The sequence below is a fragment of the Pararhizobium sp. P1_E7 genome (assembly GCF_056405855.1).
The window spans coordinates 1-12,756 of sequence record NZ_JBFUBH010000073.1; the positions used below are offsets into that span (position 1 = coordinate 1).

Annotated in this window: 14 protein-coding genes and 1 pseudogene; 7 read left to right on the forward strand and 8 right to left on the reverse strand. The window is 59.1% G+C overall.

Features of this window, described 5'->3' with window-relative positions; genetic code table 11:
• The 4 genes from AC1D17_RS25195 to alr form a co-directional block, all read right to left on the reverse strand.
• Nucleotides 1-720 (reverse strand): aldehyde dehydrogenase family protein (locus tag AC1D17_RS25195; protein WP_477568022.1); only part of this gene is annotated, 720 nt, incomplete at its 3' end.
• Nucleotides 721-844: 124 nt separating this feature from the next.
• Entirely contained in the window at nt 845-1,225 is a 381-nt protein-coding gene (locus tag AC1D17_RS25200) for a RidA family protein (RefSeq protein ID WP_477568023.1), read from the reverse strand.
• A 37-nt stretch (nt 1,226-1,262) separates the two neighbouring features.
• The gene (locus tag AC1D17_RS25205; protein ID WP_477568024.1) at nt 1,263-2,513 is read right to left on the reverse strand and encodes a D-amino acid dehydrogenase; all 1,251 of its coding nucleotides are present in this window, start codon (nt 2,511-2,513) and stop codon (nt 1,263-1,265) included.
• Nucleotides 2,514-2,543: 30 nt separating this feature from the next.
• A complete protein-coding gene (gene alr, locus AC1D17_RS25210; protein ID WP_477568025.1) occupies nt 2,544-3,677 on the reverse strand; it encodes an alanine racemase in 1,134 nt (377 codons plus the stop codon).
• Nucleotides 3,678-3,806: 129 nt separating this feature from the next.
• On the opposite strand from alr, the gene AC1D17_RS25215 reads away from it, so the two are divergent.
• From AC1D17_RS25215 to AC1D17_RS25245, 7 genes are all read left to right on the forward strand, one after another.
• On the forward strand, nt 3,807-4,274 hold the full coding sequence (locus AC1D17_RS25215; protein WP_477447656.1) for an Lrp/AsnC family transcriptional regulator: 468 nt from the start codon (nt 3,807-3,809) through the stop codon (nt 4,272-4,274).
• Nucleotides 4,275-4,520: 246 nt separating this feature from the next.
• Nucleotides 4,521-6,164: an MFS transporter gene (locus tag AC1D17_RS25220; RefSeq protein WP_477568026.1), complete on the forward strand. Its 1,644-nt coding sequence runs from the start codon at nt 4,521-4,523 to the stop codon at nt 6,162-6,164.
• A 360-nt stretch (nt 6,165-6,524) separates the two neighbouring features.
• Nucleotides 6,525-7,070, forward strand: a complete 546-nt coding sequence (locus tag AC1D17_RS25225) for a UPF0262 family protein (protein ID WP_477568027.1) — start codon at nt 6,525-6,527, stop codon at nt 7,068-7,070.
• A gap of 27 nt (nt 7,071-7,097) precedes the next feature.
• The gene (locus AC1D17_RS25230; RefSeq protein WP_477568028.1) at nt 7,098-8,783 is read left to right on the forward strand and encodes an MFS transporter; all 1,686 of its coding nucleotides are present in this window, start codon (nt 7,098-7,100) and stop codon (nt 8,781-8,783) included.
• A gap of 253 nt (nt 8,784-9,036) precedes the next feature.
• A complete protein-coding gene (locus AC1D17_RS25235; protein WP_477568033.1) occupies nt 9,037-9,447 on the forward strand; it encodes a helix-turn-helix domain-containing protein in 411 nt (136 codons plus the stop codon).
• Between the two features lie 378 nt (nt 9,448-9,825).
• Nucleotides 9,826-10,137: a hypothetical protein gene (locus tag AC1D17_RS25240; protein WP_477568029.1), complete on the forward strand. Its 312-nt coding sequence runs from the start codon at nt 9,826-9,828 to the stop codon at nt 10,135-10,137.
• A gap of 36 nt (nt 10,138-10,173) precedes the next feature.
• Entirely contained in the window at nt 10,174-10,737 is a 564-nt protein-coding gene (locus AC1D17_RS25245) for a helix-turn-helix domain-containing protein (RefSeq protein WP_477568034.1), read from the forward strand.
• A 50-nt stretch (nt 10,738-10,787) separates the two neighbouring features.
• On the opposite strand, the gene AC1D17_RS25250 is transcribed toward AC1D17_RS25245, so the two are convergent.
• The 4 genes and pseudogenes from AC1D17_RS25250 to AC1D17_RS25265 form a co-directional block, all read right to left on the reverse strand.
• Entirely contained in the window at nt 10,788-11,336 is a 549-nt protein-coding gene (locus AC1D17_RS25250) for a hypothetical protein (protein ID WP_477568030.1), read from the reverse strand.
• 23 nt (nt 11,337-11,359) lie between these two features.
• Nucleotides 11,360-12,037, reverse strand: a complete 678-nt coding sequence (locus AC1D17_RS25255) for a thermonuclease family protein (protein WP_477568031.1) — start codon at nt 12,035-12,037, stop codon at nt 11,360-11,362.
• Nucleotides 12,034-12,567 (reverse strand): thermonuclease family protein, encoded by a 534-nt coding sequence (locus AC1D17_RS25260; protein WP_477568032.1) that lies wholly within the window; start codon nt 12,565-12,567, stop codon nt 12,034-12,036. The genes AC1D17_RS25255 and AC1D17_RS25260 overlap by 4 nt, the downstream gene beginning before the upstream one ends.
• 2 nt (nt 12,568-12,569) lie before the next feature.
• Nucleotides 12,570-12,756 (reverse strand): annotated as a pseudogene (locus AC1D17_RS25265) (hypothetical protein); the annotation flags it as partial.

A 12,756-nucleotide genomic window follows, 5' to 3' on the forward strand; every position in this document is an offset into this window, starting at 1 on the left:
GGTGAAGCTGATCTTTCGCACCTTTGGATGAGTGCACAGTTCGCGGCCGATCGCGTCACCCTCCGACGCGTAGACGAGGTTCAGAACGCCGTCCGGAAAACCGGCCAGCTTCGCCAGTGCAAACATGGCGCCTGCGACCAGTGGCGTCTGCTCCGCTGGCTTCAAGACGACGGTACAGCCGGCGGCAAGCGCCGGCGAGATCTTGCGAGCCACCATCGAGGCTGGAAAGTTCCAGGGCGTGATGGCACCAACGACGCCTATCGGCTGCTTGATCACCAGCATGCGCCTATCGTTCGACGGGGCGGAGATCGTCTCTCCATAGATGCGGTTCGCCTCTTCAGCATACCACTGAAGATAGGCCGCCGCATGCTGCACCTCGGACTTTGCCTCGGCCAAAGGCTTGCCCATCTCAGCGGTCAGGATCGCTGCGAGATCGTCGCTGTGCTCCAGAATCAGCCGATGCCATTCCCACAGCACGTTCGATCGCTCGCGAGCGGTGAGATGAGCCCATGGTTCCTGGGCGGCATGGGCTCTTTCGATGGCGGCGCGAGCATCGTCCGCGCCCATGTCAGGCACCTCCGCAAGCAACTCGCCGGTCGAAGGATTGAAAACGGCAAAGCGTTGTCTCGATATGGCGACCGACGGATCCGGCTCCGCTGCGAGGTCGAGGAAGAGTTGCGGCTTGTCCAGGTGTTTTGTCAGCGCCGGTGTCAGCGTCATTCCTCTTCCTCCATCAGTCCTGTGCGGCTGCGATGTCCACGCACCTCTATGCGAAACGGGAAAGCCGGAGCAATGACCCATCACTGCTCCGGTGCCTTCCTTTGCTGGCGATGATTTGTCGCCGTTAGATCAAGGCGATCACGGCTTCGATCTCGACCTTGGCACCTTTGGGCAGTGCCTTGACTTCATAGCAGGCGCGGGCAGGGAAGGGCGTGGAGAAGAAGCCGGAATAGATGCGGTTGACCTCCGCGAAATCACCGAGATCGGTGAGGAGGACTGTCGTCTTCACCGTCTTCGCCAGCGTGGTTCCTGCGGCCTTGGCAATCGCTGCGAGATTCTTGAGGCATTGCTCGGCCTGTTCGATCGCATCAGCCGAGTTGAACTCGCCTGTAGCCGGATCAATCGGCAACTGACCGGAGACGAAGAGCAGATCGCCGACCTTGATGGCTTGAGAGTAGGGGCCAACAGCGCTCGGGGCGTCGGTTGTGGAAATTGGTTCGATCAAAGCTCAGTCCTCCATGATGATTGATGTGGTGTTTGGATCAGGCGTAGCGGCTGACTGCCAGGTCGGTAGCATCGATCTCAGGCTTACGGCCTGAGACGAGATCGGCAATGACGCGCGCAGAGCCGGAACTCATTGTCCAGCCGAGCGTACCGTGCCCGGTATTGAGGAAAAGGCCAGCAATCTTCGTCGGACCGATGACCGGCGTGCCATCTGGCGTCATTGGTCGCAGCCCTGACCAGAAGGTCGCCTTGCCGGCATCGCCGCCCGGAAAGAGGTCCATGACGGAATGCTCGAGCGTGCGCCGGCGCGCCTCACCGAGATCATTGGTATAGCCGGAGATTTCGGCCATGCCGCCGACGCGGATACGGTCGCCAAGCCGRGTGATGGCAATCTTGTAGGTCTCGTCCATGATCGTCGATTCGGGTGCGCGCGAAGCATCGGTAATCGGGATTGTCAAGGAATAGCCCTTGACCGGATACACCGGCAGTTTGATGCCGTAGCGCTTAAGGAGCAGCGGCGAATAGCTGCCAAGTGCAACGACAACCGCATCGGCTGCGAGCCGTTCCCAGTTGGTYACGACACCCCGGACCCGGCCGCCTTCGACATCCAGTTTCTTGACTTCGGTGCCCCAAGAGAAGCGAACGCCCAATTGTTCGGCCTTGTTGGCGAGGGCATTGGTGAACTTGAAGCAGTCGCCGGTTTCATCCTTCGGCGTCTGCAGGCCACCGACGATCTTTTCACGCACATGGGCGAGCGCCGGCTCGACGCGAACGCATCCATCGCGATCGAGAACCTCGAAGGGAATCCCGTCGGCGGCAAGCGCCTTGACGTCCTTGGCGGAAGCATCGAGCTGTGCCTGCGTGCGAAAGAGCTGCAACGTACCCTGCATCCGCTCGTCATATTCGATGCCCGTTTCCTTGCGCAGCGCGGCAAGTGAGATGCGGCTATAGTCGGCCAACCGCAGCATCCGGCTCTTGTTAATGGCGTAACGCTCGGACGTGCAGTTCACGAGCATCTTGGCCATCCAGCAGAGCATGGCCGCGTCGATTTTCGGCCTCAGGATCAGCGGCGCATGCTCCATGAACAGCCATTTTAGGGCCTTCATCGGAATGCCCGGCGCTGCCCAGGGCGAGCAATAGCCGAAGGAGACTTCGCCGGCATTGGCAAAGCTCGTTTCCAGCGCTGGGCCTTTCTGCCGGTCGATAACCGTGACGTCGTGGCCGGCTTTCGCCAGTTGATAGGCGGAGGTGACGCCGACGATGCCGGCCCCAAGAACGATGACTTTCATGATGTCCCCAATGATCGAGCCCCACGGCTCCTAGCGATATTGCCGGTGATAACGGTCACCCAGGCTGGTCAGGATTTCGTAGGATATGGTGCCGGCATCGCGAGCCACGTCCTCGAGCGTTTGATGCGGGCCGAGCACCTCGACGAGGCTGCCCAATCGCAGTGTGCCTTCGGGCAGCGCCGTGATGTCTACCGTGATGCTATCCATCGAGACGCGGCCGACAATCGGAAGGCGTGTGCCCTGGTAGTAGACGGCCCCACGTCCGCTCAGGCTCCGCGGCAATCCATCAGCGTAGCCTGCCGCAATGGTCGCAAGCCGGGTTTTACTGTCCGCGATGTGGGTGCCGCTGTAGCCGACCTTTGCACCTGCTGGTACCGTGCGCGTCTGCACGATCGCGACGTCGAGACGAACGACCGGCTCCATCGGGTTGGCTTCTCCCGCGGCTGGGGCGCCGCCATAAAGGGCGATTCCCGGGCGCGCGAGAACACCATGATACGTCTTGCCGAGGAAAATGCCGCCCGAATTGGCGAAGCAGACATCGAGGCCTCGGAATTCTTCGGCGATGCGCTTCATCTCAGCCAGTTGGTCATCGTTCTGATAGCTGTCCATCTCATCGGCCGAAGCCAGGTGGCTCATGATGAACAGGATCTCGACGGTGCCTTGGCCAGCCAGTTCTGCCGCGAGAGCCTCGCGCTCTTCAACGGGCACGCCAAGCCGCGACATTCCAGTGTCGAACTGAAGCACGGCGGGCAGCGTCCGTTTCATGCGCTTTGCAGCCACTTGCCAGCACCGCCATTGCTCAAGCGAATTCAGAACCGGGATGATGCCGCTCTCAGCGCAGGGCTCCTCATTGCCCGGCTGCAGGCCGTTGAGCACAAAAACCTGGGCATCCGCGGCAAGCAGCGGGCGCAATCTCGCGGCTTCTGCAAAATGCGCAACGAAGAAGTGCCGGCAGCCCGCGCGATAAAGAGCGGGAGCCAGGCGCTCCGCACCAAGACCATAGGCGTCGGCCTTCACGACGGCCGCGGCCCGCGCTGGTGCAAGGATCGAGCAGAGTTTTGAATAATTGCGAGCAAGCGCCGAAAGGTCGAAAGTCAGATATCCAGAAGCGCCCTTGTTTGGAACCGTTGCTTCTCTCTCCTGCATGACGACGACGCGGTCCATGTCCGACTCCCCTTAACCTGGCAGCGAACTTATGAAATAACGAGCGAAATTGTTGGCATATGTGACGTTGATTGTTTCAAAATAGATGATCGATTCGCATCTTCGATCACATTTGCGGGGATTAATGCTATGATGGCATTGGACACTATCGACCGAAACATTCTGAGATTGCTTCGGGTTGACGCTCGGGTCAGCAATGCCAAACTTGCCGCTGAGGTCGGCCTTTCGCCATCAGCGTGTCTGAGACGCATCAAACTTTTGGAGCAGGCTGGCGTTATCCGCGGCTATACGGCCCTGATCGACGCCACCCAGTCGGAATCGACGATCGCCGTGATCATCAACATCACGCTCGAGCGGCAAACGGAAGACTATCTTGACCGGTTCGAGGCGGCGGTCCGCAAACACCCCGAAATTAGGGAATGCTACCTGATGACCGGTGGCTCAGATTATTTGCTGCGGGTCGATGTCGAGAACGCTGGTGCGTTCGAACGGATTCACAAGGAAGTCCTCTCCACACTGCCGGGCCTATTGAGAATCCATTCGAGCTTTTCGATCCGGGACGTCCTGGCGGCGCGCTCACGGTCGCGCCGGTCATAGTCGCCTCCGTCCGTCTCGCTTCCACGAGGACGTAACGGACAGAGCACGTGTCCCAGCTGCCGTTTTGACAGGCAGCCCAGTTCCATAAGGTATCTTATGCGATATGTTATAACATCACACTGCTGCCAGAGGCGTGAATGCCGGTTTCCTGCATCGGCTCACAGGACTACGCCGAATTTCACCACTCGATGCCGGATATCCTGCTGCGTCGCAGCAACTTTGGGAAGGCTTGTGAGCTAGAGAGACATGCAGCACGTAGATCCCCATCGGGCCAGTTCAACAACCCTCGCTCCACTTCGGAACGAGGTGTTTCGTTCGATCTGGACGGCCTCACAAATATCCAGTCTCGGGTGGCTCGTACAGACGGTTGCCATCAGTTGGCTAATGGCGACCATTTCGGCTTCCGACCTGATGGTTGCACTCGTGCAGGCCGCGTCCACGTTGCCGGTGTTCTTCCTGTCAATCCTCGCCGGTGCCATCGCCGACAATTTCAGCCGCCGATGGGTGATGTTTGCGGGACACTCCCTGTTGGCGTTGGCGTCAACGACACTGGTGATTTCTGTCTACCTCGGATTTATCAGTCCCTGGCTCATCCTCGGACTGGGCTTCCTCGCCGGCTGCGGCTTCGCGTTGAATGATCCAGCCTGGCACGCTTCCATCGGCGATATCCTGCACAAGCGCGACATTCCGGCCGCGGTGACGCTGACGTCTGTCGGATACAACATCGTGCGTAGCGTTGGTCCGGCTTTGGGGGGCGTGATCCTGGCGTTCTTCGGACCGCTCACCGCTTTCGCCCTGGCCGCGCTGTGCGATCTGACACCGCTTGGCGCCATTTGGCGCACCAAATGGCACGTCCGTACTTCGCCTCTCCCGCGTGAGAAAATGACCACGGCTATTCACGATGGGCTGCGCTTCACGGCAATGTCCCTGGAAATCAGGTCGGCGATCGCACGCGCGACCCTGTTCGGGTTGGCCAGCATTTCCATCCTCGCGCTGCTTCCTCTCATTGTGCGTGACCAACTCACAAGCGGGCCAATCGTCTACGGCATTCTGTTGGCCGGCTTCGGCGCGGGGGCGTTTATCGCCGGCATGAGCAACAGCTTCCTCCGGCGGATCATGTCGCAAAACAAGCTGGTGGCGGTCGCCTCTGTTGCCTGCGCAGCATGCTGCCTTTGCCTTGCCCTGACATCGTCGGTCACTGTCGCGGCTTTTGCGTTGGCACTCGGGGGTGCGGGCTGGGTCATCACCTGGACGGGCATCGACGTCTCGGTGCAGTTGGCCAGCCCAAGATGGGTTGTCGGCCGAACCCTCTCGATCTACTACGCCTTGAGCTCCGGCGGCATGGCTGCCGGCAGTTGGATCTGGGGAACCGTCGCCCAGAACTACTCCCTGACCTGGGCTCTGGAGGGCGCCGCGGGGGCTCTGTTGCTGGTCGCGGCAGCGGGAATACTGTTCCCGGTGCGCCCGTGGGAAGAAGCCGACCAGGAAAATTCGGATTTTCATCCGCCGGAACTGGCACTCGCTCTCAAGCCCAGGAGTGGCCCGATCGGTGTCAAGATCGAGTACTCCATATCCGACGAGAACATCGAGGCATTTCTCGGTTGCATGCGCGCGAAGCGGCACATTCAAAGCCGCGCCGGTGCCCGAAACTGGACGCTGCAGCGAAACCTGCAAACGCCGTCAGTTTGGACGGAGACATTCCGCACGCCAACCTGGATGGATTTTCTTCGCCAGAACCATCGGCTCACCGCCGCCGACAAGGACGTCGTCGAGCATCTCCAGGCCCTGCATGATGGAGAGCTTCCGCCGCAGACGGTGCTTTCGATCGAGCGCACAACCGACGCGGCCCGCACCCGRCCGATCGACGTCGTATCGCGGCCCCTGAGGTGATGTCGATATGAACCCATCACCCAACGAACAGCTGTGCTCGCAGCGGGCTTCCGGGCCCAAAAGTCTGGCGAAGATCACCTGGACGGCCGATCTGGGCCAGCCCACAGGGCCTGACCTGCGACTGGTATTACCCCATGCCTCGCAGGGCCACTCGGCTGCCGTTGACCCTGTTCCAACGGCAGCCGATTTTTCTCCACGCGTTCCCGCAGTGCCGAACTCAACCAGATTTTCTTTCCCGTCCGCCTCCCAAGGCAACGTGGCTGTCGTCGGGCCTGTTTCGGCGGCAGCCACGTCTCACCGCTTTGCCGGACGGTTAGGCGATGCGGCGAAGGCCACCGATGCACCGAACTGGAGCCTGCGATGACGACTGCGACCACGTCTTCGTCCAGCTTTCGGCTTTGTGCGGTCTCGCTCGACGGGTCTTTCGGAAGGCAGACGGACAAAGACCAAAAACGCGAACAGGCTGTCGCGATTTTTGACCTCTTGGACAACAACACCTTTGCACCGATTGGTCATGACGGCGGACCCTATCGGCTGGGCCTTGAATTGGCCGACAGGCGGCTGGTCATATCCGTTACCACTGAGAAGGGCGCGCCCATCCTTTGTCACCATTTGTCGCTCACCTCGTTCCGTCGGCTGCTCAAGGATTACGGCCTTGTATGCGACAGCTACTCGGATGCAATGGCCCGCTCGTGCCCCCAGAGACTCGAGGCCATCGACATGGGGCGTCGGGCCATCCATAACGAAGCATCCGAATTGCTCAGAGAACGCCTCAGATCGAAAGTTGACATCGACCATGAGACCGCCCGTCGGCTGTTTACCCTTCTCCATATCCTGATGACGCAGGACGTTCCGTATCGACGCATTGAACATGAAACGAAGGCTTATTGCAGTCCCGGAACATGAACGAATAAAGCATGTTATGAGCAGCAAATGACCAGCGCAGCCACCGAACATACCAGCCTATTGGCGCCGCTAGAGAATCGGACCTTCCGATCAATCTTCCTCGCGTCTCAGCTTTCGAGCCTCGGCTGGTTGATGCAGACAGTGGCGCTCAGTTGGCTGATGGCGACCGTCTCCACCTCGGATCTGATGGTCGCACTGGTTCAAGCCTCCTCGACCCTGCCGGCCTTCTTTCTGGCGGTCTTCGTCGGCGCGATTGCCGACAACTACAGCCGGCGCATGGTCATGATCATCGGTCGCAGCCTGATGATGGCAGCCTCCGCAATGCTGACGATCATCATGGCATTTGGCATCACCGATCCCTGGGTCATTCTCGCTTTCAGCTTTCTGGATGGCTGCGGTATCGCGCTCAGCGATCCCGCATGGCGAGCGTCGATTGGCGACATCCTGGAGCGCCGGCATCTGCCGGCCGCGGTCACGCTCCTGAACGTCGGCTTCAACACGGTTCGCAGCGTCGGGCCAGCCCTTGGCGGGATTGTCGTCGCCGCCTTTGGGCCGCTTGTCACTTTCGCCCTGACCACGCTTAGCTTTGTTGCCCCTCTCACCGTCTTGTGGCGCAGCAATTGGAAGGTGAAATCCTCATCCCTTCCGCGCGAAGCGTTGATGACGGCGATCTATGATGGCCTGCGCTTTACGGCCATATCCTCGGAAATCAAGGCAACGATCGCCCGTGGAACCCTGTTCGGGCTGGCAAGCACGTCGACCTTGGCGCTGATGCCACTGGTCGCCCGCGACCTTTTGAAGGGCGGGCCTGTCGTCTACGGTATCCTGATGGCTGGCTTCGGCGCCGGCGCACTCTTGGCCGGGCTCAGCAACCCAACACTGAGGAGGGCATGGCCGCAGGAGCGGTTGATTGTCCTCGCCTGTGTTGCATGCGCCGCATGCACGATCTCGCTGGCGCTGACCACGTCGCTTGCCATCGCAACGCTCTCGCTTGCCGTTGGCGGTGCCGGCTGGGTGACCGCCTGGTCTGGGTTTGGCATCAATGTACAACTGGCAAGTCCGCGATGGGTCGTGGGCCGTACCATCTCGATCTACAGCGCGTTCACATACGGCGGCATTGCCTGCGGCAGCTGGCTCTGGGGAAGCATCGCCGAACACTATTCTCTCCCGTGGGCATTGGGCTGGTCGGCCGCTGCATCGATGGTCGTGGCCGTTCTGGGGCTCAAACTGCCGGTCAGCAACCGCTCCGGATCGGAACTCGAACCGTTGGGTGAGTTTTCCGCCCCCGCGGTGGCGCTCGATCTGAAGCCCAGAAGCGGCCCCATCCTGATCACGACCGAATACTCGATCCCGGAAGAAAACGTCGATGTGTTTCTGGAGGTCATGCGGGAACGCCGGCACATCCAGAGCCGCGTCGGTGCCCGGCACTGGACACTCACGCGCGACGTTCAGGAGACCTCTCGGTGGATAGAGACATACCGCACCCGCACCTGGACGGATTCCTCCGTGCGTTTTGTGCATGAGAGGCTCGGCCTGCCACTGGAGGAAGCGCTCCGGATGGCCTCGGCCTATCCCGCCGACGCTGCGGGTATTGCTGAGCAGAAAGGCCGGCTTTTGCCGGGAAGCGACGCGGATTTCATAGTGCTGACGCCCGAGCTTGCGTTGAAGTCGAGCTGGATAGGAGGACGAAAGGTTTTCGAAACCAACGTTTAAATTCAAATGTAAGTCGAGCTGTCGGAACGTCTCCCCGTGTTTTTTTGTACGGAAGCCCGCTGTTCCTGCCTGCGTGATCAAGGACGAGGCGATCGGCCGAAGCTCCATGAAAAAGCGCTGTTCGTCCGGCCGGTTCCTGCTTTGACACCGCCCTCCCAAACATCGGCAGGGTCGATAACTTCACGCAAACCGTGAAAGCCTGCGTACCCATAGTTCCGCACAGGAGAGATCGAAAATGATCGGAAAAAAACAAATGCCCTCTGCAGCGCCCAACATCATCGATATCGAGGTTGGAAACAAAATGCGGTTAAGGCGTCGCACGCTTGGGATAACGCAGAAAAAATTAGCTGATAGCGTCGGCGTCACATTTCAGCAAATACAGAAGTATGAGAAAGGCACGAACCGGGTTGGCGCGAGCCGGCTCCTTCAAATTGCTAACGTCCTTTCCGTCTCTGCGTCATTTTTCTTTCAAAACGGAATGCAGACCGTTTTTAAAGATGAGGATCAAGCTGAACCCCATCCTTACAGCGACCTGCTCAGCTTTCTGGAAACGAGCGACGGATCGGAATTGAACACGGCCTTTGCCGGAATCCGGAGCCCAGCTGTTCGAGCGCGCATCGTGGCCCTTGTCAAAACAATCGCGAAGGCTTGTCCCGCCGGATGATGTCGCATGAACTGACTGCCGCTTTTGCCTGCTTGGCCGGTCGGCCGAAAGAATTGAACGGCACCACCGTCAGCACTTACTCAACTTGAAGCCTCAGACACAACCAAAGGGTGTCTTTGAGATGATATTCGAAATTTGCCCGGGACTGATATGATGGATGATTTCACCCCGTCCGCCGCGTGGCTTAGCGCTCAAAGCATTGCTTTGCTGTAATATTTTTGGCCGCGTTCACGAACTTGTGAACGGGCTTTTGTGGCCATAGAAAAAGTATTTCTTCAAACAGCCGAAGTCGAATCATAAACTCCAAGTAGCATCGACGAAGCTCTGACAGTTAACGGCGGGTTCCGTTTTACCCGACAAAGATTTCAAAGACATTGAATGAGCGCATACACAGACAGTGATTTCTTCCACCTTGCTCAGCGCCACTCAGAGGCCGTCGCGGATGTGAAAGCATTACGGCTCGGGTTTGTGCTGGAGGAACACAATGACGCTCACGGCTCGCTTGCTAAAGCGGTTGCAAGAGAAAGACACATGCGCACGGCGCTTATTGAGTGGAAATCAACGTCGAATACCGAAGCGCAACTGAAGTTGCTCTATCTGGCACAGTATCTTTTCGCCACGAGGAGTTCTTTGAGTGCCGAGGAAATGGCGGCGATCATGAACTCGGTTGCCCATCTCAGGAAAGAATGACAGCCGAGCGGCTCCCTTTTCGGAAACGATCAGGTGATGTTGACGAAGTGCATAGCTTTGAGCCTCAAACGTGATGTATGCTTCGGCGTCGCATTTGGGTCAAAATGGAATATGAGTAAGAATTTAGAAAGCCACATTGAAGAACTCGGGCTGCTTAAAACTGTAGACCCTGAGAATGAAAAGCCCGTCTATCGCCGGGAAGGCTTCGGCGGAATTTCCACGTTCGAAGACCTCGACACCAAGTTGGGCGAGGAACTGCGCAAGTGTCGGCAAGTGAAGGATTTGAGCCGAGCTGACCTCGCCACGCTGGTCGGGCTCAGCGAGCAGGTCTATGGTCGCTATGAACGCAGTTCGTCCAAAATGCAGGTGAGCCGGCTGATTCACTTGAGTGAGATCCTCGGGTTGTCACCGCTCGGCTTGCTCTTTGCGACCGCTCCGCACCTGTGGGGAAAAACCCCCGAGGAAGCCGATACCCGATTTCGCATGATGAGATTATTGGAAGAGCTCCCACCTGAAACGATGTCGTCGATCGTCAAGTTGCTTGAGACTGTAGCGGTCCTCCAAGGATCTGCCGAAGAACTGGGGCCCTCGACGCGCTAGCTGGCTGCTGGCCAAGTTGGCGTCGCTTGGGTTGGCGCAATGAGCCTCGATCAACGGTCCAGGTTGAACCAGAAGCGTTTGGACTGGCTGGTTTGCTCGTCTCTCATATCGAAGTAATAGGGGTCATCGCGTAAGGGTCGCGCCATGTACTCCGTGAAAGAGCACGAATTCATTCCGGAGAAGACACGGGTCACGCCGTCTGTTGTCGTCTGTCGCTGCCCGCGGTTCGATGAGCCGAAAAAATGCTGCCCTCCCCTACACTGGTTTACGGCGCGCATGCATCGGGACCGGCCTTGAGCAAAAGTCGAGCGGTGATCGTCGCCGTCCGTCGGCGTCCATCCCGTCGGGCATTCGGCATACCGCTCATAGCCAGGGGATCCCGCCCCTCCCTCGGGGCAAGTCGGCCACGAAAATCCAGGCTCCTTCATGGCCGAGATCAATTTTTCCATTGGGGGATGGCAGCTTGCAACCCCACGCCACGACGGATTGGACGAGGCCGCACAGAGCAAGACTTCGCAACCCCATTCGCTGGCATGTGCAGATGTCGTGGCAAGAGCGGCAAAAGCCGTCGAGGCGATCAGTGCAAGAAGGTATTTCATTGGAGCCTCCGTTGCTCAATGCGTTATCGATCCCGACGCTTCGGCTGTCGCCGGGCATCCAGGAAGGGTGGAGAGACCTCGCTGTCGCGCTCCTTAAGGAGGTTGATATCGGCCTGCGGCCTGCGGCCTAAGGTCTTGTCGATCGCTTTCCCACGCCATTCCGGCATGTCGAGCACATAAGTTCCCCACATCCCGTRGCGCGCGGCAATCGCCGACTGCTCGACCTGGACATAACGCCCGTCGTGAGGAACCGCCGTGCTTACCCTCGCCCATCCGACCCTGAGCATTTCCAGCGCGAGATCACGGTTGCCGACCCGGCACTGCCCCGTTAATCCAAGCGTATAACCATCTGCAATGGCGTCACACTGAACGCTGCGGCGTCCGATCGTCCTCTTCAGCCACGCCTTTGCCAAGGCGCCGCATGGCACCGGCGCCAATGACGGCGCGGTCAAAGGCGTTGCCTTTGGATCGAATGACCATTGCACCAATTCGCAACTGTCTATGTCGGACAGTCGCACAAGCATCCTGTCTGCCGGAAACCAAAGTGTTCGCCCGTCAACGACCGCGACCCGACCGCTCACCACAAGACGCGGCAGGGTCTCAGGGGATGCGGGCAGGGTTTCCGATGAAAAGTCTGCGGCCGCGGACCCGTCATGCAGCGAAAGCAAAATCGCGAACGCACAGATGATACGACGGGTCATGGCAGAACTCCCGGCTTCCTGGCTGCGCGGCTCAGTAATATGGCAGGATGTTGAACGTCGTCGAACTGCCACAGGCCACGTCGTGCCTCTCTAGCTTTCTGCTCTGCCACCGCATAAGCCGGGTAGACCGGCATCCCGGCGCTATCGAGGCTCGCAAAGCCATAGCCCTCGCTGATCATCATCATCGCAAGATCGAGCCTCTGACCGCCGACGACCGCATAGCAGACCGCAAAGGTCAGCTCCGTGCGCCCGGCGACAGGGGCGCACACCGGGCTGGTATCCTTCACGAACGCGGCAAGTATGGCGATCGAAGCCTCGCCGCAGTCGCGCCTATTTCCCGACACGTCGGTATAGGACGTGCCCCTCAAGCACGACTGGAGTCCATAGAGGCGATACCTCTTGCCAGCAGAGACCCAAGTGTCGCCCGTTTCGAGCACCGTACCGGTGGTAAAATCGAAGTAGCCGGCTGGCGCAGCGACAACGGCTTGAGTGGTTATAAATGTTAGGGGGATGGCGACGAGCAATCGCATCTTCATTGCCTTTGAACTCTCGGATCGGCCCACATACCGAAGCCACCCCTGCCCGTCTTCTCAGCCGCGGAAAGATCCGGGCGCATCGGCGTGCCATCAGGCTTTTTCGAAAGCCGGAGCGCGCCGAGCGAGACGAGTTGCTCTTCAAGATTATCGACTGAATCGAGCGACCCGGGGTAGTTGTAGTAC

What these genes read in the sequence shown, in the direction of transcription:
- alr (WP_477568025.1), bottom strand. Translation starts at nt 3,677, where the DNA reads ATGGACCGCGTCGTCGTCATGCAGGAGAGAGAAGCAACGGTTCCAAAC.
- AC1D17_RS25215 (WP_477447656.1), top strand. Translation starts at nt 3,807, where the DNA reads ATGATGGCATTGGACACTATCGACCGAAACATTCTGAGATTGCTTCGG.
- AC1D17_RS25225 (WP_477568027.1), top strand. Translation starts at nt 6,525, where the DNA reads ATGACGACTGCGACCACGTCTTCGTCCAGCTTTCGGCTTTGTGCGGTC.
- AC1D17_RS25230 (WP_477568028.1), top strand. Translation starts at nt 7,098, where the DNA reads ATGACCAGCGCAGCCACCGAACATACCAGCCTATTGGCGCCGCTAGAG.
- AC1D17_RS25235 (WP_477568033.1), top strand. Translation starts at nt 9,037, where the DNA reads ATGCCCTCTGCAGCGCCCAACATCATCGATATCGAGGTTGGAAACAAA.
- AC1D17_RS25240 (WP_477568029.1), top strand. Translation starts at nt 9,826, where the DNA reads ATGAGCGCATACACAGACAGTGATTTCTTCCACCTTGCTCAGCGCCAC.
- AC1D17_RS25245 (WP_477568034.1), top strand. Translation starts at nt 10,174, where the DNA reads ATGTTGACGAAGTGCATAGCTTTGAGCCTCAAACGTGATGTATGCTTC.
- AC1D17_RS25250 (WP_477568030.1), bottom strand. Translation starts at nt 11,336, where the DNA reads ATGAAATACCTTCTTGCACTGATCGCCTCGACGGCTTTTGCCGCTCTT.
- AC1D17_RS25260 (WP_477568032.1), bottom strand. Translation starts at nt 12,567, where the DNA reads ATGCGATTGCTCGTCGCCATCCCCCTAACATTTATAACCACTCAAGCC.